Raw genomic sequence first — 24,986 nt, forward strand, 5'->3', positions numbered from 1 at the left:
TCGCAAAAACACACGGAAACGCAAAGACGGCACGACGAATCGACACCGTCAGGCATGGAGTGGTTCTTGCGGAATGGCTGTCCGGGGCCGACCGGAGTCGGTGCTCACGCTGGACAACTCGGAGAACACTACGCACCGGGGAACCTCGTGTCAACCCCGGCCCTGCGGGCCACCCTCCAGGGTGAAACGACAGGGGCCGGGCTCTTGAGAGCCCGGCCCCTTCTGGCCGCACCGCGGTACATTGTGTACACATGCGCCACTCGGTACACTTGGGCGAATGACGCAGCCGCTGCCCATAGAGTCCATCCGCGACGTGCGCGCCCATCTCGCCGAGGTCGTGGAGCGCGCCGATCGCGACGACGTACCCACAGTGATCACACGCCGGGGCAAGGAAGTCGCCGCCGTCGTCTCCATCGAGGTACTGCGCAGGTACCAGAAGTGGGAAGAGCGCGAGATCAACCGCATCATCGACGAGCGCATGGCCAACCCCGCACCTGGCATCCCGATCGAGGACATCATGAGGGAGACGCTGGCTCGCGGTGAGTGAGTACCGAACCGTCTTCCGCCCCGAGGCGCAGGCCGAACTTCGGAAGATCCCCCGCGACATGGCGCTGCGCATCCTGGCCAAGCTGACCGAGTTGGAGACCGACCCCCTCGGCTTCAACACCACCGCACTCGTGTCCCAGCCCGAACGGCGCCGCCTGCGCTTCGGCGACTACCGCGTCGTCTACGCCATCGACAACGGAGAACTGGTGGTCTGGGTCGTTCACCTGGGACACCGGTCCACCGTTTACGACACCTGATTGATGCTGACCGCACGTCAGAACATTCAGCACGGTGACGACGAAGGGGTCGGACTCAAGGGAGCCCGACCCCTTCTGCTGTGCACGTTTGACTCAGCGCCTGACGTACAGCAAGTGCTCGACTACACGTTGAAGCGGAACTCCACCACGTCGCCGTCCTGCATGACGTACTCCTTGCCCTCCATGCGGGCCTTGCCGGCCGCGCGGGCCTCGGCCACCGAGCCGGTGGCGACGAGATCGGCGAAGGAGATGACTTCGGCCTTGATGAAGCCCTTCTGGAAGTCGGTGTGGATGACACCGGCCGCCTCGGGGGCCGTCGCGCCCTGCTTGATCGTCCAGGCGCGGGATTCCTTCGGGCCGGCCGTCAGGTACGTCTGGAGGCCGAGGGTCGCGAAGCCGACGCGGGCGAGGATGGCGAGGCCGGGCTCTTCGGCGCCGACGGACTGGAGGAGCTCCATGGCGTCCTCCTCGTCGAGTTCGGCGAGGTCGGCCTCCAGCTTGGCGTTGAGGAAGATCGCCTCGGCGGGGGCGACCAGGGCGCGCTGCTGGTCCTTGAAGGCCTCGTCGGTCAGCTCCTCCTCGTCCACGTTGAAGACGTAGAGGAACGGCTTGGTGGTGAGCAGGTGGAGGTCGTGGAGCAGCTCCGCCTTCTCCGAGCCCTGGACGATGCCCTGGGAGAACAGGGTGTCGCCCTTCTCCAGGATCGCCTGGGCGGCCTCGACGGCGGCGACCTTCGGCGCCGTGTCCTTCTTGATCCGCATCTCCTTCTGGAGTCGCGGCAGGACCTTCTCGATGGTCTGGAGGTCGGCGAGGATCAGCTCGGTGTTGATCGTCTCGATGTCGTCCTTGGGCGAGACCTTGCCGTCGACGTGGACGACGTTCTCGTCCTTGAAGGCGCGGATGACCTGGCAGATCGCGTCCGACTCACGGATGTTCGCCAGGAACTTGTTGCCCAGGCCCTCGCCCTCGCTCGCGCCGCGGACGATGCCGGCGATGTCGACGAAGTCGACCGTCGCGGGGAGGATCCGCTGCGAGCCGAAGACCTCGGCGAGCTTGGCCAGACGGGGGTCCGGCACGCCGACGACGCCGACGTTCGGCTCGATCGTGGCGAACGGGTAGTTGGCCGCCAGCACGTCGTTCTTGGTCAGGGCGTTGAACAGGGTCGACTTGCCGACGTTCGGCAGGCCGACGATTCCGATCGTGAGCGACACGGTGGCGACTTCCCTAAAGAGGAGTGGGGGTGGGGCGATCCCCCAGTTTACGGGGGCACCGAACCACGCCATGACGGCGCTCTTCCCGCCAAGGTCACCCAAAGGGCGTGTCCCGCACGCGGTTCCCGGCCTCTTCGGACCTACGTTGGTGGGGTGGAGCAGCACAGGACACGCAAGCCGCAGGCCCGGCGCCCCGTCGCGGGCCGACCGCAGGGCCCGCAGAACCCGCAGAGCCCGGTGGCGCCGCCCGGCGCCCTCGTCCAGGGCGCCGCGGTCTACCGGGTCGCCGCCAAGCCGCGCCCGGGCCGTCCCCGGGTCGAGCGGCCGGCCCGGCCCGCGCCGACGCTGGTCGCGGCCCTGCGCAGGCTGCCCAATCCCCGGCTGACCGGCCTCGGCGCCGGGCTGTTCGCCTGCGCCGTGATGCTGGTCGTCGGTTTCCTGGACTGGCTGCTCTTCGACGGCTCTCCGCTCGTCTTCGGCCTGCTGTTCCTGCCGGTCAGCGCGCTGACCGCGCTGTGGGTGCGGACCGCAGACCTGGTCACGGCGCCGATCAGCGTGCCGATCGCCTTCGCGGTGGGCGTCGTGCCCGTGTCGGGCGGTACGGGCGGGGTCGGCGGCCAGGCGATGGCCCTGGTCACGGCGCTCGCCGTGCATGCCGGATGGCTGTACGGGGGAACGCTCGTGGCGGGTGTCATCGCGAGCGTCCGGAAGGTGCGGGAGATGGGCCGCCGCCAGGAGCGGCGGGCCCGGGCCCGGGCGCAGGCCCAGGCGGCGCCGCACCTCTAGGGCGCGGCCCCGCCCCGTGGGCCTCGTGGGCGTCGTGGGTCCCGTAGGCCCCACAGGCCCCGCAGGCCCCGCCGGTCAGTGCTTGCCCCTTGGCCGGGCCCGGTCAGCCCTGGGCCCGTGACCCAGGGCCCCGTCAGCCCGGGGTGCCCACCTCTTCCACGCCCAGGTACATCACCGACGGCCGGGCCGGGTTGAAGGCGATGGCGTCGATGCCGTCGTACGCGTTGTGGGTCTTGGTGACGAGGCCCGTGCCCGCGTCGTGGCGGAGCAGGTCGGTCCCGTAGCCCTGGAAGTACGTGCCGTACTCGAAGTAGAGCACCGCCGGGTCGACCGGGCTCGGGGCGAGCAGGGTGCTGTTGGTGAGCTTGTGCTCGGCCGTGTCGTCGACGATCTTGGCGAAGGTGCGGCCGCCGTCGGTCGACCGGTACAGGTGGCGGCCCTCGTTGCCGGAGCCGGGGACGGCCTCGGCGAGGTCGATGCCGATGCCGTAGACGACCGAGGGGTTCGCCGGGGAGACGGCGGTGCGGAACAGGTTCGCGGAGGTGCCGGCGGTCAGTCCGGTGGAGGCGGTCCAGGTCGCGCCGCCGTCCGTGGTCACCGCGCCGCCGAGCACCATGGCGCCGGCGACGGCGTGGTCCGGGTTCTTCGGGTCGAAGGCCACCGAGTAGACGCCGGTGCCCGCGGGGAACGCCGGGGTGCCGACGGCGGTCCAGGTCGCGCCGCCGTCGCGGGAGTCGTAGAGCTTGCCGTCGTTGCCCGCGAGGCGCACGTGGCCGGCGTCGGCCGGGTCGGTGCCCAGGCCCACGATGTCGGTGACCGGGGAGGTGAGCCTGGTGACGGTGGTGCCGTCGATGCGCGCGAGCGTGGAGCCGCTCGGCTCCCAGGCGAAGGCGCGGGAGCCGACGCCGGCGGTGAGGGTCGGGGAGCCGCTGCCCAGGTTGGCGACGTGGGTCCAGCTGCAGCCCGCGTCGGTGGAGCGCTGGATCTCGTCGTTGCGGGTCGCCAGGAGGGTGTTGGCGGTGCCGAGGGCGACGAGGCCGTGGGTGTAGCTGATGGGCTTGAGCGTGCCGCTGGTGGCGGTGAGGCTCGCTCCGTCGTCGGTGGTGAAGGTGACCGCGCCGTCACCGACGACGCGGGTGCAGGTCGGGGCGGTCCAGGCCGTGGCGGTCGCGGCGTACGCGGACGGCTGGACGAGGGTGAGGGCGAGGGCAGCGGCGGCCGTGGTGACGGCGGCGACGGTGACCCGATTCATGGTGCCTCCCTTGTGGGGCATGACGCACGAACAGTTGTCGATCTTGTTCTATCCGGGGGAGGCGTCACAGCACTGCATGATCGTTTGCCATATTTCTTGACCAGAAAGCTCCTTGACGAAGGATCTTCGTAAACAGGAGTGGAACTCCGAAAGAATTACCGCCCGGGAAGCGCGGCTGCCTTCGCCGCCATCGCCGCCCCGACGATCCCCGCGTTGTTCTGGAGCTGTGCCGGGACGATCTCCGCCCGGATGCCCTCGACGAAGGGCAGGAACTTGTCGGCCTTGCGGCTGACGCCGCCGCCGATGATGAACAGCTCCGGGGAGAACAGCATCTCCACATGGGCCAGGTACTTCTGGAGGCGCCGGGTCGCCCAGTGCTCCCAGCTGAGGTCCTCGTCCTCCCGGGCCTTCGCGGAGGCGCGCTTCTCGGCGTCGTGGCCCTTGAGCTCCACGTGGCCGAGTTCGGTGTTGGGGACGAGGGTGCCGTCGGTGAAGAGGGCGGAGCCGATGCCGGTGCCTAGCGTGAGCAGGATGACCGTGCCCTTGCGGCCCCTGCCCGCGCCGAAGGTCATCTCGGCGATGCCGGCCGCGTCGGCGTCGTTGAGGATCGTGACGGGCAGGCCGCCGAGGCGGTCGCGCAGCAGCCGGCCGGCGTCGACGCCGATCCACCGCTTGTCGACGTTGGCGGCGGTGCGGACGGTCGAGCCGGTGACGACGCCCGGGAAGGTGACGCCGATCGGCCCGGACCAGCCGAAGTTGTCGACGACCTCGACGACGCAGCCCGCGACGTCGTCGGGCGTCGCGGGCTGCGGGGTGAGTACTTTGTGGCGCTCCTGGGCGAGGTCGCCGCGGTCGAGGTCCACGGGTGCGCCCTTGATGCCCGATCCGCCGATGTCCACTCCGAAGACGTTCATGGACTCAACGTTACGGGCTGATCACAGGAGCTACTCCTTGACGAGCGCTTCCGCCTTGGCCCGCAGGTCCTTGTCGCGCAGCTCCTTCGGGAGCGAGAAGGTCAGCGACTCGTCGGCCGTCTTGACCAGCTCGACGTCCACGTATCCGCGCTCGGACAGCCACTCCAGGACCTCCTGGACGAGGACGTCCGGCACCGAGGCGCCCGAGGAGAGGCCGACGCTGGTCACGCCCTCCAGCCAGGCCTCGTCGATCTCGCTGGCGAAGTCGACGAGGTACGCCGCCGGGGCGCCGGCCTGCTTGGCGACGTCGACCATGCGCTGGGAGTTGGAGGAGTTCTTGGAGCCGACCACGATGACCAGCTCGGCCTGGCCGGCGAGCTCCTTGATGGCGGTCTGGCGGTTCTGCGTGGCGTAGCAGATGTCGTCGGACGGCGGGGAGATCAGCTGCGGGAACTTCTCCTTCAGCGCGTCCACGGTCTCCATGGTCTCGTCGACCGAGAGCGTGGTCTGCGAGAGCCAGACGACCCGGGACGGGTCGCGGACCTCGACCTTGGCGACGTCCTCGGGGCCGTCGACGAGCTGGATGTGGTCGGGGGCCTCGCCGGAGGTGCCGATGACCTCCTCGTGGCCCTCGTGGCCGATGAGGAGGATGTCGAAGTCCTCGTTGGCGAACCGCACGGCCTCCTTGTGGACCTTGGTCACCAGCGGGCAGGTCGCGTCGATGGTCGCGAGCCGGCCCTGGCGGGCCTCCTCGTGGACGGTCGGGGCGACGCCGTGCGCGGAGAACATCACGATGTTGCCCGGCGGGACCTCGGTCGCCTGGTCGACGAAGATGGCGCCCTTCCGCTCCAGGGTCTGCACGACGTACTTGTTGTGGACGATCTCGTGGCGGACGTAGACCGGAGCGCCGTACTGCTCCAGGGCCTTCTCCACGGCGATCACGGCACGGTCCACGCCCGCGCAGTAGCCGCGGGGAGCGGCGAGCAGGACACGCTTCGGGCGGTTGGTTGCGGGCGACGCAGTCATGGGTCCCATCGTAAGGCCGCGTCGGTCGGCGGATTCCTCGGCACGGTGGCCGAAACTGGCGCCATGGCGGACTCCAGGGCTGACGAAACGCGGGCGGCCGGTCACGAGCAGCTCCGGCGGGCCCTGGGCTTCCGCGACCTCGTCGTCTACGGGCTCCTCTTCATCGCCCCGATGGCGCCGGTCGGCATCTTCGGCACTCTTGACGCGAAGTCGCACGGCGCGGTCGCACTCGTGTACGTGGTGTCCACCGTCGCCATGGCGTTCACGGCCTTCAGCTACGCGCAGATGGTGCGGGTGGTGCCGCTGGCCGGCTCGGTCTTCGCGTACGCCCGTGCGGCGCTCGGCGAGGGCGCGGGTTTCGTGGCCGGATGGATGGCGATGCTCGACTACCTGCTGATCCCGGCCGTGGCGTACCTCTTCGCGGGCATCGCGATGGAGGCGCTGGTCCCGGCCGTGCACCGGTGGATCTGGACCGGGATCGCGGTCGTCGTGACGACGCTGCTCAATCTGTGGGGGGTGCGGGCCGCGGCGCGGGTCGGGCTCGCGGTGCTCGCGATGGAGATCGCGGTGCTGCTCGTGTTCGTCGGGTCGGCGATCGTCGTGCTCGCCCAGGACGGGGCGCGGCGGGACTGGTGGTCGCCGTTCGCCGGGGACGCCGGGTTCTCGGCGTCGGCGGTGCTCTCGGCGGTGTCGGTGGCGGTCCTGTCGTACCTGGGCTTCGACGCGATCGCGACGTTCGCGGAGGAGGTGACGGGGGGCTCGGCGAAGGTGGCGCGGGCGGTGCTGTTCTGTCTGGTGCTCGCCGGGGTGCTGTTCATGGCGCAGACCTGGCTGGTGGCGCTGTTGCAGCCCGTCTCGTCGAAGGCGATGGCGCTGGATCCGTCGCTGCAGGGTTCGGCGTTCTACGACGCGGTGGACTCGGCGGTCGGACGGTGGCTGCACGATCTGGTGGCCGCGTCGAAGGCGATCGGCGCGGCCTTCGCGGCGCTCGCCGGACAGGCGGCGGGCGGGCGGCTGCTGTTCGCGATGGGGCGCGACCGGCGGCTGCCGCACGCGCTGGCCCGTACGGACTCGGGCACGCCGCGGGTGGCGCTGCTCGTCTCGGCGACGATCACGATGATCGCGGCGGTGTGGGCGGCCAGCCAGGCGGACGGCCTGGACCATCTGGTGTCGGTGGTGAACATCGGCGCCCTGACGGCCTTCGTGCTGCTGCACGCGAGCGTCGTGTGCTGGTTCGCGGTACGCCGGATGGCGGGCCCGCCGCGCTGGCTGCCGCACGTCGTGGCGCCGGTAATCGGCGCGGCGATCCTGGTCGCGGTGATCGTGGAGGCGGCGCCGTCGGCGCAGCTGGTGGGCGTGACCTGGCTGGGCGTGGGCCTGGTGGTGCTGGCGATGCAGGGGGCGCGGCGGCCGGAGGCGTGACGGGGGCGGGGCCCGCGGGGCGCTCCTTCTCGCCCGGCCGCGCGACCCGGTGCGTTGTCGGACGCGGCCGTTACGCTCGGCGCATGGGTCTGAACACGTCCGCCGAAGCTCCGCTGCCCGTCGGTGAGGTCTCCCGGCTCATCGGGGGGTGGATCGACCGGTTGGGGGCGATCTGGGTCGAGGGGCAGATCACGCAGTTGTCGCGGCGGCCGGGGGCCGGGGTGGTGTTCCTGACGCTGCGCGATCCGTCGTACGACATCTCCATCAACGTGACGTGCTACCGGCAGGTCTTCGACGCGGTCGCCGACGTCGTGTCCGAGGGCGCGCGGGTGATCGTGCACGCGAAGCCGGAGTGGTACGCGCCGCGGGGGCAGTTGTCGCTGCGGGCGGCGGAGATCCGGCCGGTCGGGATCGGCGAGCTGCTGGCCCGGCTGGAGCAGCTGAAGCGGACGCTGGCCGCCGAGGGGCTGTTCGCGCTCGACCGGAAGAAGCCGCTGCCGTTCCTGCCGCAGCTGGTGGGCCTGGTCTGCGGCCGGGCCTCGGCGGCCGAGCGGGACGTCCTGGAGAACGCGCGGCGCCGCTGGCCCGCCGTCCGCTTCGAGGTGCGCAACGTGGCGGTGCAGGGCGTGAAGGCCGTGCCGCAGGTGATCGAGGCCGTGCGGGAGCTGGACGCGCACCGGGACGTGGACGTGATCGTCGTGGCGCGCGGCGGCGGCAGTGTGGAGGACCTGCTGCCGTTCTCGGACGAGCAGCTGATCCGGGCGGTCGCCGACTGCCGTACGCCGGTGGTGTCGGCGATCGGCCACGAGCCGGACTCGCCGCTCCTCGACCTGGTCGCGGACCTGCGGGCGTCCACGCCGACCGACGCCGCCAAGAAGGTCGTGCCGGACGTGGGCGAGGAGCTGGAGCGGGTGCGCGGTCTGCGGGACCGGGCGCTGCGCTGCGTCCGGGGGCTGATCGAGCGCGAGGAGCGGGGCCTGGCCCATGCGCTCGCCCGGCCGGTGATGGAGCACCCGCAGCGGATGGTCGAGGTCCGCGAGGACGAGCTGGCCGCGCTGCTGGCGCGTGCCCGGCGCACCTTCGGGCATCTGCTCGACCGGGCCGACTCGGAGCTCTCGCACACCCGGGCCCGGGTCCGGGCCCTGTCGCCCGCGGCCACGATGGAGCGCGGGTACGCGGTGCTCCAGCGGGCGGACGGCGCGGTGGTGCGGGATCCGGCGGAGGTGGCGGTGGACGAGGAGCTGCGGGCGCGGGTCGCGGCGGGCGAGTTCACGGTGCGGCGCACGGCGCCCTGACGTCCGTACGGCGCCCCGAGGTCCGCCCCTGACGCCGGCGGGCTGAGGGCACACCGGCACACGGGCACACGGCCCGTACGTCAGGGAATCGTCGGGAAGTACAGAGAAGTGCACGGACATGACAGAGAACCGACAGACAAAGGTGGAACGCATGGCAGCGCGCGCGGACGCGGACGAGACTGCGACTGCACTCGGCTACGAGCAGGCCCGCGACGAGCTCATCGAGGTCGTCCGGCGCCTGGAGGCGGGTGGGACGACCCTCGAGGAGTCGCTGGCGCTCTGGGAGCGCGGCGAGGAGCTGGCGAAGGTGTGCCGGCACTGGCTGGAGGGTGCGCGGGCGCGTCTCGACGCCTCGCTGGCGGCCGAGCGGGCCGCCGAGGAGGGGCAGGAGCGGGAGTAGCGGCGGCGCGGGAGCAGGAGCGGGGCGCGGCGGCGGGGCCGGGTGCCCCGGTGGGCCGCTCGGCGGGGCTGGTGTCCCGGCGGGGCGCGTACACTGATCCTGTGAAGCGGATCACTATCCGGTTTTAAATGGCGGGAGTAGTTGAAACTTCACCTACTTTCGGCGTACTGTCGTGGCATCGCTCGAACTCCCTGACGAGCGACCCGTGCAGTTCGGAAGGTATGCAGCATGTCTCTCGCCCTTGACCCCGCCGCCCAGGACCTCCTCTTCCGCGAGGCCCGCACTGCCAACACGTTCACCGACGAGCCGGTGACCGACGAGCAGGTCCAGGCGATCTACGACCTGGTCAAGTTCGGCCCGACCGCCTTCAACCAGACCCCCCTGCGCATCACGCTGGTCCGCTCCCCGGAGGCCCGCCAGCGCCTGGTGTCGCACATGATGGAGGGCAACCAGGCCAAGACCCAGGCCGCGCCCCTGGTCGCGATCCTCTCCGCGGACAACGAGTTCCACGAGGAGCTGCCGCAGCTGCTCCCGCACTTCCCGCAGGCCAAGGACATGTTCTTCTCCGAGCGCCCGGTCCGTGAGCAGGCCGCGCTCCTGAACGCCTCCCTGCAGGCCGCCTACTTCATCATCGGCGTCCGCGCCGCCGGCCTGGCCGCCGGCCCGATGACCGGTCTCGACTTCGCCGGCGTCCAGAAGGAGTTCCTGGACGCCGACCACACCCCGCTGATGGTCATCAACATCGGCAAGCCGGGCGAGGACGCCTGGTTCCCGCGCTCCCCGCGCCTCGAGTACGACCAGGTCATCACGACCGTCTGATCGGCTCACGCACAGCGCGTACGAGGAAGGCCCCCGGTGCATCGCACCGGGGGCCTTCCTCCTGCGTATGACGCCTACGCCTTCTTCGACTGGAGCGCGCCCGCCATCTCGGCCAGCCGCTCGAACGACGCCGTGCCCGTCACGACCGTCGTCGCACCGCCCTCGGTGCGCACCAGCGCGTCGTACTTCGGGCCCTCCCAGCGCTGCCAGACCTGGCCGGCCACCGTCTCGGTCTTCCCCGAGTCCTTGGCCTGCTGGGTGACCGAGGGCACGAACTTCTTCGGGTCCTCGGTCGACTGGTTGAGGGCGACGTACTGGGTGTCGGGGCTCAGGAAGCCGAGCCGCCAGGCGTTGTGGTCCTCCCGGTCGTACGAGACGACCGTCGCCTTCCATCCGTCACCGAGGCCCTCGGGGGCCAGCACCGGATACGGTGCCGCCCGCTGGGCCGTCAGGAGCTCCACCCGGTAGTCCTTCGCCTTGACCGGGGTCGCCGTCTCGTCGTGCGGGATGAAGACGTACATCACACCCGCGGCGACCGCGATCACCGCGAGGGACTGGAACATCCCGCGTACCGTCTGCCTGCGCTGCTTACCTGCCACGGCACCATGGTCGCATCAAGGTGTCGCGCTCATACGTGGGCCCCTCTGCTCAATTTGTCGACCTGACGATAGAGTCACAGCACCCTCTAGTTTTTCCGGCCGTCGCCCGTCGCCGTAACAGAAAGGTGCGCAACGATGTCCGAGCACCACCACCTGCCGCCCGAGCTCGAGGTCTCCCCCGAGGCCCCCGACCGCAACCTCGCCCTCGAACTGGTCCGCGTGACCGAGGCCGCCGCCATGGCGGCGGGCCGCTGGGTCGGTCGCGGCGACAAGATCGGCGCGGACGGCGCGGCGGTGAACGCCATGCGCACCCTGATCTCCACCGTCTCGATGAACGGCGTGGTCGTCATCGGCGAGGGCGAGAAGGACGAGGCGCCGATGCTCTTCAACGGCGAGCGGGTCGGCGACGGCACCGGCGCCGAGGTCGACATCGCCGTCGACCCGATCGACGGCACCACGCTCAACGCCAAGGGCATGCCGAACGCGATCGCCGTGCTCGCCGCCGCCGACCGCGGCACCATGTTCGACCCGTCCGCGGTCTTCTACATGGACAAGCTGGTCACCGGCCCCGAGGCCGCCGACTTCGTCGACATCAACGCGCCCGTCTCGGTCAACATCCGCCGGGTCGCCAAGGCCAAGGGCATGAACGCCGAGGACGTGACCGTGGTCATCCTCGACCGGCCGCGGCACGACGGCATCGTCAAGGAGATCCGCGAGACCGGCGCCCGGATCAAGTTCATCTCCGACGGCGACGTGGCCGGCTCGATCATGGCCGCCCGCGAGGGCACCGGCGTCGACCTGCTGATGGGCATCGGCGGCACGCCCGAGGGCATCATCTCGGCCTGCGCCATCAAGTGCCTGGGCGGTGTGATCCAGGGCAAGCTGTGGCCGAAGGACGACGCCGAGCGGCAGAAGGCGCTGGACGCCGGGCACGACCTGGACCGGGTGCTCTCCACCAACGACCTGGTCTCCGGCGACAACGTCTTCTTCGTCGCCACCGGCATCACCGACGGCGAGCTGCTGCGCGGCGTGCGCTACCGCGCCGAGACGGCGACCACGCAGTCGCTCGTCATGCGCTCGAAGTCCGGCACGATCCGCCAGATCGACTCCACGCACCGGCTCGCGAAGCTGCGCGCCTACAGCAAGGTCGACTTCGACCGCGCCAACTGACGAGGCGGCCGGGACCGGCCGGCCGCGACGGTACGAAGAGGGGCGCCCCCATGTGCGGTGGGGGCGCCCCTTCCCGTACGGGCCACGGACCCGTCGGTACGGCAGCTCAGCCGGCCTTCGCGATCCGCTCGGCGCGCTCGGCGGCCGCGGCCTTGCGCAGCTCGGCGTCCCGGCGGCGGCGCCGGGCGAGCACGACACGGCGCTCGGCGGCGGTGAGGCCGCCCCACACCCCGTACGGCTCGGGCTGGAGCAGGGCGTGCTCGCGGCACTCGACCATCACCGGGCAGCGGGCACAGACCCGCTTGGCGGCCTCCTCGCGGGAGAGCCGGGCGGCGGTGGGCTCCTTGGAGGGGGCGAAGAAGAGACCGGCCTCGTCCCTGCGGCACACCGCCTCGGTGTGCCACGGGCCGCCCTCTTCCTCCCGGGCGGGGGTGTGCCGGGGCGGCACGGCGGCGACCCGGAGGGGCTGATGCGGCATCTGCAGCACGGTCTACTCCTGACGACGGCTTCCGCTGGCGGGACGGGCGTGTGACGACGAACGAGCCCTACCCGCTGTGCGTGCGCCTATGCACCGCGTGCCCCGGCGTTCCGCTTCACGGACACCGGATGGCGAAATCCGGTCATCGGCCGGCGGCCGGTCACCGACGGATTACTCGCCGGGACGCTTGCGGAACTTGTCCTGAATCTGGCTCTGCAGGTCGGTGACCCACTTGCCCCGCTTGGGCTTGGCCTCGACGTTGCCGAAGACCGACCAGCCGTTGACGACGATGACCGGGGCCTGCGGGTCGGCGCCCTCGACGGTGACGACCTCGAAGTTGCCGAAGACGCCGGTGCCGCTGCCGCGCAGCGTCACGTTCTCCGGGACGCGGACCTCGACGTTGCCGAAGATCGAGGTGGCGTTGATGGTGGTGAGGCGCTGGGCGAAGATCGCCTCGGTCAGGTCGATCTCGATGCTGCCGAAGAGCGAGAAGGCGTTGGTGCGGCGGCCGACGCGCCAGCGGCCCCGGCGGGTGGAGGCGGAGAACACCGCGACCAGGTTGTCCGCCGGTCCCTCGATGCCGTCCTCCCCGTACGCGGGCAGGGGCTGCGGCCGGTGACCGGTGGCGGGCAGGTCGCGGACGAGCGGCTCAAGCTCGCCGACGGTCTTGGCGCGGTACACGGCGTCGATCCGCTCCGAGTGCTCCTCGGCGGTGAGCCGCCCCTCCGCCATGGCGTCCCGCAGGATGTCCGCGATCCGGTCGCGGTCGGCGTCCGAGGCCCGCATCGCACCCTGCGGATCGGCGAAATCGGGCCGGTCGACCGGCCGCTCGGGCTGCTGGGGCTGCTTTTCGAGGTCCACGGACCCAGCCTAGCGAAACGCGATAGATCGCGACTAGGGGCAGCGGGGAACGGGCTCCCGTGTCCCTGCGCGGGCCCCGCGCGCCGGCTGCAACACGCCGATCCGGCAGGGTGCCGCCCCCGAGTGAGCCTTACCTCACAGGATCGCGGTCGCGCGCGCGTCTTACGCTGGAGGGCGCGCCGCCAATGGAGGCGGCGCAGCTGTCTGCCGAGTGAGGAATGGCCGTCGACATGCCCGAGTTCGCGTACTCCGATCTGCTCCCCCTGGGAGAGGACACCACGCCCTACCGCCTGGTGACCTCCGAGGGTGTCTCCACCTTCGAGGCCGACGGCCGTACGTTCCTCAAGGTCGAGCCGGAGGCGCTGCGCCTGCTGGCCGCCGAGGCGATCCGCGACATCCAGCACTACCTGCGCCCGGCCCACCTGGCCCAGCTGCGGAAGATCATCGACGACCCGGAGGCGTCGAGCAACGACAAGTTCGTCGCGCTCGACCTCCTGAAGAACGCGAACATCGCCGCCGCCGGCGTGCTGCCCATGTGCCAGGACACCGGCACCGCGATCGTCATGGGCAAGCGCGGCCAGAACGTGCTGACGAGCGGCCGCGACGAGGAGGCCCTGAGCAAGGGCATCTACGACGCCTACACCAAGCTCAACCTGCGCTACTCGCAGATGGCCCCGGTGACCATGTGGGAGGAGAAGAACACCGGCTCGAACCTGCCCGCGCAGATCGAGCTGTACGCGACCGACGGCGGCGCGTACAAGTTCCTCTTCATGGCCAAGGGCGGCGGCTCCGCCAACAAGTCCTTCCTCTACCAGGAGACGAAGGCCGTCCTCAACGAGGCGAGCATGATGAAGTTCCTGGAGGAGAAGATCCGCTCGCTCGGCACGGCCGCCTGCCCGCCGTACCACCTCGCGATCGTCGTCGGCGGCACCAGCGCCGAGTTCGCGCTGAAGACCGCGAAGTACGCCTCCGCGCACTACCTGGACGAGCTGCCGGCCGAGGGCTCCGCCGAGACCGGCCACGGCTTCCGCGACAAGGAGCTGGAGGAGAAGGTCTTCGAGCTGACGCAGAAGATCGGCATCGGCGCCCAGTTCGGCGGCAAGTACTTCTGCCACGACGTGCGCGTGGTCCGCCTGCCCCGTCACGGCGCCTCGCTGCCGGTCGCGATCGCCGTGTCCTGCTCGGCCGACCGCCAGGCCGTCGCCAAGATCACCGCCGAGGGCGTCTTCCTGGAGCAGCTGGAGACCGACCCGGCGCGCTTCCTGCCGGAGACCACGGACGAGCACCTCGACGAGTCCGGCGACGTCGTGAAGATCGACCTCAACCAGCCGATGGACGAGATCCTCGCCGAGCTCACCAAGTACCCGGTCAAGACCCGCCTGTCGCTGACCGGTCCGCTGGTCGTGGCGCGCGACATCGCGCACGCCAAGATCAAGGAGCTGCTGGACGCGGGCGAGGAGATGCCGCAGTACCTGAAGGACCACCCGGTCTACTACGCGGGCCCGGCGAAGACGCCCGAGGGCTACGCCTCCGGCTCCTTCGGCCCGACGACGGCCGGCCGCATGGACAGCTACGTCGAGCAGTTCCAGGCCGCGGGCGGCTCCAAGGTCATGCTGGCCAAGGGCAACCGCAGCAAGCAGGTCACCGACGCGTGCGGCACGCACGGCGGCTTCTACCTCGGCTCGATCGGCGGCCCGGCGGCGCGTCTGGCGCAGGACTGCATCAAGAAGGTCGAGGTCCTCGAGTACGAGGAGCTCGGCATGGAGGCGGTCTGGAAGATCGAGGTCGAGGACTTCCCGGCGTTCATCGTGGTGGACGACAAGGGCAACGACTTCTTCCAGAACCCGGCCCCGGAGCCGACGTTCACCCACATCCCGGTGCGCGGCCCCGGTCTGTGACCCGCTGATCCGCGGATGACCGCGCGACAGGCCCCCGGCACCCCGCCGGGGGCCTGTCGGCTTTCCCCGGTCCTGCCTGGTGGCACGATGATCATCACGTACGGGGGAAGCGTGCGTGCGGGGAACGCGTGCGGGGAACGGGGGACACCGGTGGCTGACGGGGGACTGAGCGGGCGCGGGCGGGAGCTGGCGGTGCTGGAGCGGCTGCTCGCCGGGGCGGCGGAGGGCCGGGGCGGAGCGGTGGTGGTCCGCGGCGAGGCGGGGGCGGGCAAGACGGCCCTGCTCGAACGCGTCGGGGAGCTCTCGCCGGAGGCCACGCTGCTGCGGTGCGCCGGCGTCGAGTCGGAGGCGGCGCTGCCGTACGCCGGGCTGCAGGTGCTGCTGCGGGGGACGCTGGACCGGGCGCGGCGGCTGTCGGCGCGTCAGCAGGCGGCGCTGCGCGGGGCGGTGGAGCCGGCGGGGCTGCCCGCGCCCGGGGACCGGTTCCTGGTGGGGGCGGCGACGCTCGGTCTGCTCGGCGAGCTGGCCGAGGAGCGGCCGGTGGTGGTGCTCGTCGACGACGCGCAGTGGCTGGACCTGGAGACGGTGGACGCGCTGCTCTTCGCGGCCCGCCGGCTCGGGATGGGGCGGGTGGCCCTGGTCTTCGCGGTGCGTGAGGGCGCGCGGGAGGACATGGGCGCGTTCGACGGCTGCCCGGGGCTTCCGGTGCTGCAGCTGGGGCCGCTGTCCGACGAGGAGGGTACGGCGCTGCTGGCCGGGCGGGCGCCGGAGCTGCACGCGACCGTGCGCGGCCGGGTCCTCGGCCTGGCGCGGGGCAATCCGCTGGCGCTCGTGGAGCTGGCGGGGGCGCTGACGCCGGCGCAGCGGGACGGCAGCGAGCCGGTGGACGAGCGGGAGATCGCGGTGCTTCCGGCGTCGCGGCGGGTGCGGCGGATCTTCGACGAGCGGATCCGGGCGCTGCCCGCGGCGACCCGCACGGTGCTGACGGTCGCGGCGGCGGACGACACGGGTGATCTGGCGCTGGTGATGGCGGCGGCCGGGCGGCTCGGGGCGGGGGCCGGGGATCTCGGTCCGGCGGAGGCGGCGGAGCTGGTGCGGGTGAGCGGGCACCGGCTGGCGTTCCGTCATCCGCTGGTGCGGGCCGCCGCGTACCAGGGCGCGCTGCTCGCCGGGCGGGCGGCCGCGCACCGGGCGCTCGCGGAGGCGGCGCCGGCGGGCGGGGACGTGGGCCGGCGGGCCTGGCACCTGGCCGCGGCGACGGTCGGCTACGACGAGGAGGTGGCCGCCGAGCTGGAGCGCAGCGCCGAGCTGTTCCGGGCGCGGGGCGGCCGGGCGGCGGTGGCGGCCGCCTACCGGCGGGCCGCGCAGCTGACCGGGGACCAGGAGTCGCGGTCCCGGCGGCTCGTCGCGGCGGCGGCCGCGGCGGCGGAGGCGGGGCAGGTGGAGTTCGCGGCGGCGCTCGCCGACGAGGCGGGGCCGGTGAGCGCTCCGGCCGCCGTGGCGCGCCTCGCCGGTATCCGGGCGGCGCTCGAACACGGCCGGGGCCGGGCGGAGCCGGCGCGGCTGCTGCTGGTCGAGGCGGCCCGGGAGATGGCGGCGGAGCGGCCGGAGACGGGCGCGTGGCTGCTGTTCGAGTCGGCGGTGGCGGCGTGGGACGCGCCGGACGCGGCGGCGGCGGCCCGGGACACCCGGGAGCGCCTGGCCGGTCTGGACTTCGGCGACTGTCCGGTGGTCCGGGGGGCGAACGGGGTGCTCGACCGGATGGCGGGGGACGCGGTGAGCGCGGCCGCGATACGGGAGTTCGCCGCGTACGTGAACCGGACGCGGCGCGAGCGCGGGCTGTCCCAGCAGGTGCGGCTGCACGGCTGGGACATGCTGCTGGGCGAGTACGCCGACGTGCACGACGAGGCCGTGGCCCTGGAGCAGGAGTGCCGGGCGGAGGGCGCGGTCGGGGTGCTGCCGCGGGTGCTGCTGCGGCTGGCGCGCTGCCGGCTGTTCCTGGGCCGGCACCGGGACGCGTACACGACGGCGGTCGAGGGCCTGGAGATCGCCCGGGACACCGGGCAGCATCATCTGGCCGGGCTGCTGCGGTCCGAGCTGGCGGTGCTCGCCGCGCTCGACGGGGAGGAGCCGCGGGAGCCTGACGCGCTGGCGTACGGCGTCGCGCCGGGCGGGGTGTGGCCGGTGCGGGCGCAGGGGCTGCTCGATCTCGGTCTGGGCCGTTACGACAGCGCGCTGCGGCGGTTCGCGTCGCTGACCGAGGGTCCGCACCGGCATCTGATGCTCGCCGTGCACAGCCTGCCGGACCAGGTGGAGGCGGGCGTGCGGCTCGGCCGGGCCGAGGAGGTCCGGCCGGCGCAGCTGCGGTTCAGCCGCTGGGCGATCGCCGCGGGGACGCCGTGGGCGCGGGCCGTGGAGCTGCGCTGCCGGGCGCTGGTGGCGCCGGAGGGGCAGCCGGAGCAGTGGTTCGAGCGGGCGCTGGAGGCGCACGGCGGGGACGGCCGGCCGTTCGAGGAGGCGCGCACCCGGCTGCTGTACGGGGAGTGGCTGCGGCGGTCGCGGCGGCGGGCCGATGCCCGCGAGGCGCTGACGGCGGCGCTGCAGGCGTTCGAGCGGACGCAGGCGCGGGCGTGGGCGGACCGGGCCCGGGCGGAGCTGCGGGCGCTCGGTGCGGCGCCGGCGCCGGCCGCGGCGGGTCCGGATCTGGTGGGCCGGCTGACGGCGCAGGAGCTGCGGGTGGTGCGGCTCGCGGCGACGGGGCTGAGCAACCGGGACATCGGCGCGCGGCTGTTCCTCAGCCCGCGCACGGTCGGCTACCACCTCTCCAACGCCTATCCCAAGCTCGGTGTGACCTCGCGGGCCGCGCTGGGCGGGCTCGACCTGGGCTGACGGTCTCCCGCGGCGCCTAAGGAGATCGCTGAGGCCGGATAGGGCGTTCCGGTGCCGCGACCCCGGTCATCTGACAGATCCGCGGGGGCGGGCTCAGCTCCTACGGTTTCTCCCGTTGGCCCGGTCGGCGGTCGACGCAAGTGCGATCCACGGGAGTCGTCATGAAGGTCCTGGTCCTCGGAGCCACCGGCTACATCGGTTCCGCGGTGGTGGCGCGGCTGACGCTGGAGGGCCACGACGTGGTCCCGCTGGTGCGGGACGCGCTCGCCCTGGCACCGGACGTGCCGGTGAAGGTGGGTGATCTCGCCGACCCGGAGTCGCTGCGCGCCGCGGTGACGGACGACATCGACGCGGTGGTGAACCTGGCGCCGCCGACCGGCGAGGAGGCGGTGGACGCCGCCGCGCTCGACGCGCTGCTGGCGCCGCTGCGCGGGACCGGCCGGGCGTTCGTCTACACGAGCGGCGTGTGGGTGCTCGGTGCCACCGGGGACGCGCCGGTGGGCGAGGACGCGGCGACCGACGCGATCGCGATCGTCGGCTACCGGCCGCGGCTGGAGCGGCGGGTGCTGGACGCGGCCGGTGACGGCGTCCGCGCGCTGGTGGTGCGCCCGGGCATCGTCTACGGCCAGGGCGGCGGGATCCCGGCGATGATGACCGGCTGGGCCCGGGAGCACGGCACGGGCCGGTACGTGGGCTCGGCGGCGACCCGCTGGCCGATGGTGCACGTGGACGACCTCGCCGAGCTGTTCGTGCTCGCCCTGGCGAAGGCGGCGGCGGGCACGGTGCTGCACGGCGTCGCGGACGAGGCGGTGCCGGTGGCCGCGCTCGCGGCGGCCGCGGATCTCGCGGCGGGCGGCACGGGCCGGGCGGAGTCGTGGCCCGAGGAGCAGGCCGCGGTGGCGCTCGGGGCCCCGTTCGCCGAGGCGCTGGCGCTGCATCAGGTGGTGTCGGCGCGCCGGTCCTTCGAGGACCTCGGCTGGCGTCCGAGCCGCCCGCACGTCCTGACCGAACTGGCGGCCGGGGCGAACCGTGTCTGACGCCGCGCCGACCGGACCCGAAGCCGAATCCAAGGAGGAGCTCATGACGTACCCCATCTGCCGCGCCTGTGGCACCCAGTACGACGGTCCGCGCGAGGACTGTCCGGTCTGTCTGGACGAGCGGCAGTACGTGCCGCAGAGCGGACAGCGGTGGACCTCGCTGAAGGAGCTGCAGGCCGAGGGGCACAGCGGCCGGTTCGAGGAGCAGGGGCCCGGGGTGATCGGCATCGGCGTCACGCCCGAGTTCTCGATCGGCCAGCGGGCGCTGCTGCTGCGCACCCCGGCCGGGAACGTGCTGTGGGACTGCGTGCCGTACCTGGACGACGAGATGGTGCGCCGGGTCGAGGAGCTGGGCGGCATCGACCACATCGCGATCAGCCACCCGCACTTCTACTCCACGATGGTGGAGTGGGCGCACGCCTTCGACGCGCCGGTCCACCTGCACGAGGCGGACCGCGAGTGGGTGGGCCGGCCGGATCCGGCGCTGCGCTTCTGGAGCGGCCGCGCCCTGGAGCTGACGGACGAGCTGACGCTGATCAACCCGGGCGTGCACTTCCCGGGCAGCACGGTCCTGCACTCGAACGCGGGCGAGGGCTCGCTGTTCACCGGTGACGTGATCAACGTCGGTCCCGACCCGCGCTGGGTGAGCATCATGTACAGCTTCCCCAACCACGTGCCGGAGCAGCCGCAGAAGGTCCGCATCGCCGCCGACGTGCTGGCCGGCTACCGCTTCGACCGGCTCTACGGCGCCTGGTGGGACCGGGTGATCACGACCGGCGCCGAGGAGGTGCTGGGCCGGTCGGTCGAGCGCTACCTGCGGATGGAGCGCGGGGAGTGACACGCGGGCGGTGACCGCCGGGCGGCCCCGTGAGGGTCCCGGAGTCCACGGGGGTGGCACCGGGCGGGGCGGGGTTCGCCGGCGGGTGAGGGAGGCGTTCGGGAGGGCGCGGGCGGGGCGGCGGTGATCTTCTGATCAGAAAGTCGCTACCGACCGGTAGCCCTCCCGTTGCCTACTGGCCAGTATGAGTCGCGAGCATGTCAATCACTGAGCCGGCAGACACTCGGGAGCCCCCCATGCCCTCCTCCACCACCAAGGCCAAGGCCGCCGCCGCCCTCGGCCTGACCGCCGTCCTCGTCGTCGGAGCGGCGCCCGCCGCCTCCGCCGCCGACCCCGACACCCACCACGTGTCCAGCGCGGCGATCAAGGGCGTCGACTACACGACTTGGCGCCATGACGTCGCCGCGGTCGTCGACCAGGCCCGCCCGTACATCGACGGGCGCGCCGAGGACGCCGGCCGGCAGAAGCAGGCCATCGTCCTCGACATCGACAACTCCTCGCTGGAGACGGACTTCCACCCGTTCTGGGAGCTGCCGACCCCGGCCATCCCCGAGGTCCGCGCGCTCGTGAAGGACGCGCACGACCGCGGCGTGGCCGTCTTCTTCGTCACCGCCCGCCCGGGCATCATCCACTCCCTGACGGACTGGAACCTGAAGCAGGCCGGCTACCCGGTCGACGGTCTGTACGTGCGCTCGCTGCCCGACCTGTTCGCCGAGGTCAGCGCGTACAAGACGGCCAAGCGCGCGGAGATCGAGGCCAAGGGCTACACGATCGTCGCGAACATCGGCAACAACACCACCGACCTGGTCGGCGGCCACGCCGAGCGGACGTTCAAGCTGCCGGACTACGACGGCAAGCTCTCCTAGCCACCGCACGCACCTTGGGCGCCACGGGCACTACGTCGTGATGTGGAAGTCCATCTTCTGGTAGTCCCCGTCCGAGGTCGAACGGATGTAGCCGTGCGCGGACTTGAAGTCGCCCGTGCCGCCGGTGATCGCGATGTCGAAGCCGGAGGGCGACTGGTTCGTCGTGTCGTAGGTGATCAGGGTCTGGGCGGTGAGCTGTCCGCCCGGCCCGCCGTTCAGGACGAAGGTGCCGACGCAGCTGACGTCGGCCTGGTCGCCGGAGACCCGTACGACGCCGCAGATCACGCCGTCGCGGCCGACCTTGGCGCCGCCCTTGGTCTTGTAGAGGTCGTCGGCGAAGGTCGTGACCTGGCCGACCTTGGGCGGCGGGCCGCTCGCGTTGGAGCCCGGTCCGGGGATTTCCTTGGCGTAGAGGGTGAAGTCCAGGGTGTTGCCGCTGTCGTGCGCAGAGACCGGGGCGGCGGCGGCACCGGCGAACGCGGCGGCCGCGAGGGCGCAGGCGCCGAGCACGCCCGTCCTCCTGAAGCGTCGGAACATGTCCTGCCTCCCGTGCTGGCGGATCTCCCCGAGCACCGCTTCACATTGTCCGACGCCGGGCAGGCCCGCGCACCCGCTCGGGGGATGATGGGCGCATGCCAGGCAGAGCACCGATCCGAACCTCGCTCCGTACGACGGCCCCGGCCGCCCTCGCCCTGCTGACGGCGGGGCTGCTCACCGCCTGCGGTACGCGGGCCGAGCCGGCGCCGCCCGCCGCCGCCCCGGCCAGGCCCTCGGCCGCGCCCAGGACCGCCCCCGCGGCCGCCGCTCCGGCCGGCTCGCTCGGCGGCCCCGGGACGGCCTGCGCGCTGCCCGTCTCCTTCGCCCTGGCCGCCGGCTGGGCTCCGAAGGCGGTCGAGGCCCCCGAGAACCCGGAGTTCGCGGCGCTCACCCGGCAGGGCCCGGCCACCGTCCGCTGCGAGGTGGACGCCAAGCCCGCCGGGAACATCGGCTACCTGCGCGTGTGGACCGCCCCGAAGGGCCCGGCGCGCGCGGCGCTCGAAGGCTTCGTCACGGCGGAACGGGGTGCGAAGGGCGCCGCCTACCGGGACGTCAGGGCCGGTTCGCTGGCCGCGGTCGAGGTCACGTACACCGTGCGCGGCGAAGCGCTCGACGAGGCCAGGCCGGAGCGGGCGTTCGCGGTCGGGACGCCGAAGGGCACGGTCATCGTCCATCTCGGCGGGCTCGACGCGGAGGAGCACACGGCGATGCTCCCGGCCTTCGAGCTGGCCAGGAGCACCGTCGAGCCGCTGTAGGGGCGGTGGGGTCCGTCAGGCGGTGAACCGCTGGTTCGCCGAGCCGTTGCAGTTCTGCAGCCGGACCGGCTCCCGGGCCGCGCCCTGGGTCAGGCAGAGGCCGGTCGCCGAGGCGGGGCGGATCGTGTCGCCGTCGCGGACGAACTTCTGGTTCGCGCCGCCGTGGCAGTTCCAGATGATGAGCGCCGTGCCGGCCGCGTAGGTGGCGCCGGGCACGTCCAGGCAGCGGTCCTGGGTGAGCTGGGTGTGCAGGCTGCGGCGCGCGGGGTCGTACCACCAGTTCTGGTTGCGGCCGCCGTGGCAGTCCCAGCCGAGGACGGCCGTGTTGTTCGCGGACTCGGAGGCGTTGACGTCGAGACAGTTGCCGGTGGCGGCGTTCTTCAGCGGCTTGTAGACGTCGTCCCAGGCGAGCGGGAAGAGCGTCGGCGTGCCGGAGGACTCGACGTCGGCGCAGCCCGCCTCGCGCACGTTGGCGTTGTAGATCTGCGTGAGGCAGGACGCGAAGGCGCCGTGGCCGCGGTAGTTGGGGTGGAAGGACTGGCGGACCGAGTTCTCGTCCGGGGTGCCGGGCTTGGTCACGTCGATGAACAGGCCGCGGGCCCAGGTGTCCTCCATGCAGACCTCGTGGCCGTTGAAGAGCCGCGAGTTGTCGAGGAAGACCGCGCCGGTGTCGGCGGCCGCCTGCCGCATGCCGCGCTCGAAGGCGGGCACGGCGACGTTGCGGCCCCACTTGGTGTCGGAGTCGTAGCCCTCGCCGCCGCAGGCCAGCTTGCCGGGGAAGTTCGGGTTGTCGTAGAAGTCGGGGCCGATCGGGCTCGGGTAGCCCATGACGACGAGCTTGTAGTCGCCGTCGGCGTAGCCGGCGCCCTGCATCACGGTCCGCAGGTCGCGCACGGTCTGCTCGACCTTGGGCACGAGAGCGTCGACGCGGGACTGCCAGCCGGGCGCGTACTTGGGCTCGCAGGCGCCCTGGGAGAGCAGGTAGCGCTCGACGCAGTCGGTCATCACGGGGCCGAACTGCAGGTCGTCGTTGGCGCCGGCGACGAGCAGCACCAGCTTGATGCGGGTGTTGCGCGCCTTGATGGCCAGGTTGTCGCTCTGCACCAGCTCGTCGGCGTACTGCTTGGAGCCGCCGATCCGGATGTTGCCGGTGTACGCGCCGGAGCAGGCCACGTTGAACGTGAGGTCCGCGGGGATCCCGGTGCGGTGGATGGCGGAGTCGGGCGAGCGGTGGCACCAGTTGCCGGGGCCGTTGGTGGGCGACTCGTAACTGCCGACGCCCTCGCCGGAGATCTCGCTGTCGCCCAGTGAGATCAGCCCGGTCTTGCGCGCGGCGAGCGGGCGCTCCTCGGGACTTCCGTAGATCTTGGTGGCTTCCGCGGCGCGGATCGCCTCCAGCTCGGGAGGGAGCGGTACGGAGGAGATCGTCGCGCTCGTGGCCGTGTCGGCCGCTCCGGCGGGGGCGGCGGCCGTCATGCTGCCGAGAGCCGCCGCGGCTGCGGCGACGGCCGCGACCGGCCAGCGGAGTCTGTACCTGGTGCGCTGCATTGCGCCTCCTGGAAGTGGGGTTACCCACGGTTTTTACTGGCCGGTAAGCGCCTTGGGAATACGTCGAACAAGACAAGTGCTCAACTTTTGCAGGGAACATGACGAGGAGGCAGACGAAGATGAGCGACGACCGGACCGCCCAGGACGGCTACCGCATCGAGCACGACTCCATGGGCGAGGTCCGCGTCCCGGCCCACGCCAAGTGGCGCGCCCAGACCCAGCGCGCGGTGGAGAACTTCCCCGTCAGCGGCCAGCGCCTGGAGCGCGCCCACATCGAGGCGCTGGCCCGGATCAAGGCCGCCGCCGCCAAGGTCAACGCCGAGCTCGGCGTGCTCGACGCGGACGTCGCGCGGGCGATCGGCGACGCGGCGGCGGAGGTCGCGGAGGGGCGCTGGGACGAGCACTTCCCCGTCGACGTCTTCCAGACCGGCTCCGGCACCTCCTCCAACATGAACACCAACGAGGTGCTCGCCACCCTCGCCACCGAGCGGCTCGGCCGGGACGTCCACCCCAACGACCACGTGAACGCCTCCCAGTCGTCCAACGACGTCTTCCCGTCCTCCATCCACATCGCCGCGACCGCCGCCGTCACCCACGACCTGATCCCGGCGCTCGAACACCTGGCCGCCTCCTTGGAGCGGAAATCAGCCGAATTCGCGAGCGTCGTGAAGTCGGGCCGCACACATCTGATGGACGCCACGCCGGTCACCCTCGGGCAGGAGTTCGGCGGTTACGCGGCCCAGGTCAGGTACGGGATCGAACGGCTGCGCGCCTCGCTGCCCCGGCTCGCCGAGCTGCCGCTCGGCGGCACCGCGGTCGGCACCGGCATCAACACCCCGCCCGGCTTCTCCGCCGCCGTCATCGCCGAGGTCGCCCGGGCCACCGGACTGCCGCTCACCGAGGCCCGCGACCACTTCGAGGCACAGGGCGCCCGCGACGGCCTGGTGGAGACGTCCGGCCAGCTCAGGACCATCGCCGTATCGCTCACGAAGATCGCCAACGATCTGCGCTGGATGTCCAGCGGCCCGCGCACCGGCCTCGCCGAGATCAACCTGCCCGACCTCCAGCCCGGCTCGTCGATCATGCCGGGCAAGGTGAACCCGGTGATCCCCGAGGCGGTCCTGATGGTCGCCGCCCAGGTGACCGGAAACGACACCACGGTCGCCGTGGCCGGCGCCGCCGGGAACTTCGAGCTCAACGTGATGCTGCCGGTGATGGCCAAGAACCTGCTGGAATCCGTGCGCCTTCTGGCCAACGCGACCCGGCTGCTCGCCGACCGCACGGTCGACGGCATCACCGCCAACGCCGAACGGGCCCGTGAGTACGCCGAGTCCTCGCCGTCCGTCGTGACCCCGCTGAACAAGTACATCGGCTACGAGGAGGCCGCCAAGGTCGCCAAGAAGGCGCTGGCCGAACGCCGCACGATCCGCGAGGTCGTCCTCGCGTCCGGGTACGTCGAGCGGGGCGACCTCACCCTCGAACAGCTCGACGAAGCCCTCGACGTCCTGCGCATGACCCGCCCCTGACCGATCCTTGCCGCCCCCCTGACCGATCCGTGACCTTCACCGCAGCGCCGCCGGAA

At 72.1% G+C, this 24,986-nt stretch carries 24 protein-coding genes; 15 read left to right on the plus strand and 9 right to left on the minus strand.

Annotation, left to right across the window (positions count from 1 at the left end):
- Positions 1-277 precede the first annotated feature (277 nt).
- Together ACFYU9_RS36075 and ACFYU9_RS36080 are read left to right on the plus strand one after the other, a co-directional pair.
- Positions 278-547 (plus strand): type II toxin-antitoxin system Phd/YefM family antitoxin, encoded by a 270-nt coding sequence (locus ACFYU9_RS36075; RefSeq protein ID WP_389204454.1) that lies wholly within the window; start codon positions 278-280, stop codon positions 545-547.
- On the plus strand, positions 540-803 hold the full coding sequence (locus ACFYU9_RS36080) for a type II toxin-antitoxin system RelE/ParE family toxin (RefSeq protein WP_389204455.1): 264 nt from the start codon (positions 540-542) through the stop codon (positions 801-803). Before ACFYU9_RS36075 ends, ACFYU9_RS36080 begins: the two co-directional genes overlap by 8 nt.
- Positions 804-925: 122 nt before the next feature.
- Here the strand turns inward: ACFYU9_RS36080 and ychF are convergent, their stop codons facing one another.
- The gene (ychF, locus tag ACFYU9_RS36085; RefSeq protein WP_389204457.1) at positions 926-2,014 is read right to left on the minus strand and encodes a redox-regulated ATPase YchF; all 1,089 of its coding nucleotides are present in this window, start codon (positions 2,012-2,014) and stop codon (positions 926-928) included.
- A 153-nt stretch (positions 2,015-2,167) separates the two neighbouring features.
- Here ychF and ACFYU9_RS36090 point away from each other — a divergent pair, with 153 nt between their 5' ends.
- On the plus strand, positions 2,168-2,800 hold the full coding sequence (locus tag ACFYU9_RS36090) for a DUF6542 domain-containing protein (RefSeq protein WP_389204458.1): 633 nt from the start codon (positions 2,168-2,170) through the stop codon (positions 2,798-2,800).
- A 133-nt stretch (positions 2,801-2,933) separates the two neighbouring features.
- On the opposite strand, the gene ACFYU9_RS36095 is transcribed toward ACFYU9_RS36090, so the two are convergent.
- The 3 genes from ACFYU9_RS36095 to ACFYU9_RS36105 form a co-directional block, all read right to left on the minus strand.
- Complete coding sequence (locus tag ACFYU9_RS36095; RefSeq protein ID WP_389204460.1) at positions 2,934-4,052, minus strand: WD40/YVTN/BNR-like repeat-containing protein; 1,119 nt, start codon at positions 4,050-4,052, stop codon at positions 2,934-2,936.
- 155 nt (positions 4,053-4,207) lie between these two features.
- Positions 4,208-4,966 carry a polyphosphate--glucose phosphotransferase gene (gene ppgK, locus ACFYU9_RS36100; RefSeq protein ID WP_389204462.1) on the minus strand — a complete coding sequence of 253 codons (759 nt, stop codon included), beginning with the start codon at positions 4,964-4,966 and terminating at the stop codon, positions 4,208-4,210.
- Positions 4,967-4,996: 30 nt separating this feature from the next.
- On the minus strand, positions 4,997-6,001 hold the full coding sequence (locus ACFYU9_RS36105; RefSeq protein ID WP_389204464.1) for a 4-hydroxy-3-methylbut-2-enyl diphosphate reductase: 1,005 nt from the start codon (positions 5,999-6,001) through the stop codon (positions 4,997-4,999).
- Positions 6,002-6,055: 54 nt separating this feature from the next.
- Between ACFYU9_RS36105 and ACFYU9_RS36110 the strand changes: the two genes are divergently transcribed.
- The 4 genes from ACFYU9_RS36110 (at position 6,056) to ACFYU9_RS36125 (ending at position 9,928) form a co-directional block, all read left to right on the plus strand.
- Positions 6,056-7,414, plus strand: coding sequence for an APC family permease (locus ACFYU9_RS36110; RefSeq protein WP_389204466.1), 1,359 nt, complete (start codon positions 6,056-6,058; stop codon positions 7,412-7,414).
- An 83-nt stretch (positions 7,415-7,497) separates the two neighbouring features.
- Positions 7,498-8,709, plus strand: a complete 1,212-nt coding sequence (xseA, locus tag ACFYU9_RS36115; protein WP_389204468.1) for an exodeoxyribonuclease VII large subunit — start codon at positions 7,498-7,500, stop codon at positions 8,707-8,709.
- A 151-nt stretch (positions 8,710-8,860) separates the two neighbouring features.
- Entirely contained in the window at positions 8,861-9,109 is a 249-nt protein-coding gene (locus tag ACFYU9_RS36120; RefSeq protein WP_389204470.1) for an exodeoxyribonuclease VII small subunit, read from the plus strand.
- 228 nt (positions 9,110-9,337) lie between these two features.
- Positions 9,338-9,928 (plus strand): malonic semialdehyde reductase, encoded by a 591-nt coding sequence (locus tag ACFYU9_RS36125; RefSeq protein ID WP_389204472.1) that lies wholly within the window; start codon positions 9,338-9,340, stop codon positions 9,926-9,928.
- Between the two features lie 74 nt (positions 9,929-10,002).
- On the opposite strand, the gene ACFYU9_RS36130 is transcribed toward ACFYU9_RS36125, so the two are convergent.
- On the minus strand, positions 10,003-10,527 hold the full coding sequence (locus ACFYU9_RS36130) for a DUF4245 domain-containing protein (RefSeq protein WP_389204474.1): 525 nt from the start codon (positions 10,525-10,527) through the stop codon (positions 10,003-10,005).
- Positions 10,528-10,662: 135 nt separating this feature from the next.
- On the opposite strand from ACFYU9_RS36130, the gene glpX reads away from it, so the two are divergent.
- Entirely contained in the window at positions 10,663-11,697 is a 1,035-nt protein-coding gene (gene glpX, locus ACFYU9_RS36135; protein ID WP_389204476.1) for a class II fructose-bisphosphatase, read from the plus strand.
- A 106-nt stretch (positions 11,698-11,803) separates the two neighbouring features.
- Here glpX and ACFYU9_RS36140 read toward each other — a convergent pair whose 3' ends face one another.
- Complete coding sequence (locus ACFYU9_RS36140) at positions 11,804-12,184, minus strand: WhiB family transcriptional regulator (RefSeq protein ID WP_389204478.1); 381 nt, start codon at positions 12,182-12,184, stop codon at positions 11,804-11,806.
- A 162-nt stretch (positions 12,185-12,346) separates the two neighbouring features.
- Positions 12,347-13,036, minus strand: coding sequence for a DUF1707 domain-containing protein (locus ACFYU9_RS36145; RefSeq protein WP_389204480.1), 690 nt, complete (start codon positions 13,034-13,036; stop codon positions 12,347-12,349).
- A gap of 230 nt (positions 13,037-13,266) precedes the next feature.
- Between ACFYU9_RS36145 and ACFYU9_RS36150 the strand changes: the two genes are divergently transcribed.
- The 5 genes from ACFYU9_RS36150 (at position 13,267) to ACFYU9_RS36170 (ending at position 20,564) form a co-directional block, all read left to right on the plus strand.
- Positions 13,267-14,934 (plus strand): fumarate hydratase, encoded by a 1,668-nt coding sequence (locus ACFYU9_RS36150; RefSeq protein WP_389204482.1) that lies wholly within the window; start codon positions 13,267-13,269, stop codon positions 14,932-14,934.
- 150 nt (positions 14,935-15,084) lie between these two features.
- Complete coding sequence (locus ACFYU9_RS36155) at positions 15,085-17,823, plus strand: AAA family ATPase (protein WP_389347860.1); 2,739 nt, start codon at positions 15,085-15,087, stop codon at positions 17,821-17,823.
- Between the two features lie 161 nt (positions 17,824-17,984).
- Positions 17,985-18,860, plus strand: a complete 876-nt coding sequence (locus tag ACFYU9_RS36160) for an NAD-dependent epimerase/dehydratase family protein (protein WP_389347862.1) — start codon at positions 17,985-17,987, stop codon at positions 18,858-18,860.
- A 43-nt stretch (positions 18,861-18,903) separates the two neighbouring features.
- Complete coding sequence (locus tag ACFYU9_RS36165; protein WP_389204488.1) at positions 18,904-19,698, plus strand: MBL fold metallo-hydrolase; 795 nt, start codon at positions 18,904-18,906, stop codon at positions 19,696-19,698.
- A gap of 236 nt (positions 19,699-19,934) precedes the next feature.
- A complete protein-coding gene (locus ACFYU9_RS36170) occupies positions 19,935-20,564 on the plus strand; it encodes an HAD family acid phosphatase (protein WP_389204490.1) in 630 nt (209 codons plus the stop codon).
- A gap of 30 nt (positions 20,565-20,594) precedes the next feature.
- Here ACFYU9_RS36170 and ACFYU9_RS36175 read toward each other — a convergent pair whose 3' ends face one another.
- Positions 20,595-21,101 (minus strand): hypothetical protein, encoded by a 507-nt coding sequence (locus tag ACFYU9_RS36175; protein ID WP_389347864.1) that lies wholly within the window; start codon positions 21,099-21,101, stop codon positions 20,595-20,597.
- A gap of 95 nt (positions 21,102-21,196) precedes the next feature.
- Between ACFYU9_RS36175 and ACFYU9_RS36180 the strand changes: the two genes are divergently transcribed.
- A complete protein-coding gene (locus tag ACFYU9_RS36180; RefSeq protein ID WP_389347866.1) occupies positions 21,197-21,856 on the plus strand; it encodes a lipoprotein in 660 nt (219 codons plus the stop codon).
- Positions 21,857-21,871: 15 nt separating this feature from the next.
- Here the strand turns inward: ACFYU9_RS36180 and ACFYU9_RS36185 are convergent, their stop codons facing one another.
- On the minus strand, positions 21,872-23,404 hold the full coding sequence (locus ACFYU9_RS36185) for a ricin-type beta-trefoil lectin domain protein (protein ID WP_389347868.1): 1,533 nt from the start codon (positions 23,402-23,404) through the stop codon (positions 21,872-21,874).
- A 119-nt stretch (positions 23,405-23,523) separates the two neighbouring features.
- On the opposite strand from ACFYU9_RS36185, the gene ACFYU9_RS36190 reads away from it, so the two are divergent.
- Complete coding sequence (locus ACFYU9_RS36190) at positions 23,524-24,930, plus strand: class II fumarate hydratase (RefSeq protein ID WP_389347870.1); 1,407 nt, start codon at positions 23,524-23,526, stop codon at positions 24,928-24,930.
- The last annotated feature ends 56 nt before the right edge of the window (positions 24,931-24,986 follow it).

The sequence above is a fragment of the Streptomyces sp. NPDC004327 genome (genome assembly GCF_042873935.1).
GTDB lineage: Bacteria > Actinomycetota > Actinomycetes > Streptomycetales > Streptomycetaceae > Streptomyces.

Coding starts and splice junctions, on each gene's coding strand:
- ACFYU9_RS36075 (WP_389204454.1), top strand. CDS start 278: ATGACGCAGCCGCTGCCCATAGAGTCCATCCGCGACGTGCGCGCCCAT.
- ACFYU9_RS36095 (WP_389204460.1), bottom strand. CDS start 4,052: ATGAATCGGGTCACCGTCGCCGCCGTCACCACGGCCGCCGCTGCCCTC.
- ppgK (WP_389204462.1), bottom strand. CDS start 4,966: ATGAACGTCTTCGGAGTGGACATCGGCGGATCGGGCATCAAGGGCGCA.
- ACFYU9_RS36105 (WP_389204464.1), bottom strand. CDS start 6,001: ATGGGACCCATGACTGCGTCGCCCGCAACCAACCGCCCGAAGCGTGTC.
- ACFYU9_RS36110 (WP_389204466.1), top strand. CDS start 6,056: ATGGCGGACTCCAGGGCTGACGAAACGCGGGCGGCCGGTCACGAGCAG.
- xseA (WP_389204468.1), top strand. CDS start 7,498: ATGGGTCTGAACACGTCCGCCGAAGCTCCGCTGCCCGTCGGTGAGGTC.
- ACFYU9_RS36120 (WP_389204470.1), top strand. CDS start 8,861: ATGGCAGCGCGCGCGGACGCGGACGAGACTGCGACTGCACTCGGCTAC.
- ACFYU9_RS36125 (WP_389204472.1), top strand. CDS start 9,338: ATGTCTCTCGCCCTTGACCCCGCCGCCCAGGACCTCCTCTTCCGCGAG.
- glpX (WP_389204476.1), top strand. CDS start 10,663: ATGTCCGAGCACCACCACCTGCCGCCCGAGCTCGAGGTCTCCCCCGAG.
- ACFYU9_RS36150 (WP_389204482.1), top strand. CDS start 13,267: ATGCCCGAGTTCGCGTACTCCGATCTGCTCCCCCTGGGAGAGGACACC.
- ACFYU9_RS36160 (WP_389347862.1), top strand. CDS start 17,985: ATGAAGGTCCTGGTCCTCGGAGCCACCGGCTACATCGGTTCCGCGGTG.
- ACFYU9_RS36165 (WP_389204488.1), top strand. CDS start 18,904: ATGACGTACCCCATCTGCCGCGCCTGTGGCACCCAGTACGACGGTCCG.
- ACFYU9_RS36170 (WP_389204490.1), top strand. CDS start 19,935: ATGCCCTCCTCCACCACCAAGGCCAAGGCCGCCGCCGCCCTCGGCCTG.
- ACFYU9_RS36175 (WP_389347864.1), bottom strand. CDS start 21,101: ATGTTCCGACGCTTCAGGAGGACGGGCGTGCTCGGCGCCTGCGCCCTC.
- ACFYU9_RS36180 (WP_389347866.1), top strand. CDS start 21,197: ATGCCAGGCAGAGCACCGATCCGAACCTCGCTCCGTACGACGGCCCCG.
- ACFYU9_RS36185 (WP_389347868.1), bottom strand. CDS start 23,404: ATGCAGCGCACCAGGTACAGACTCCGCTGGCCGGTCGCGGCCGTCGCC.
- ACFYU9_RS36190 (WP_389347870.1), top strand. CDS start 23,524: ATGAGCGACGACCGGACCGCCCAGGACGGCTACCGCATCGAGCACGAC.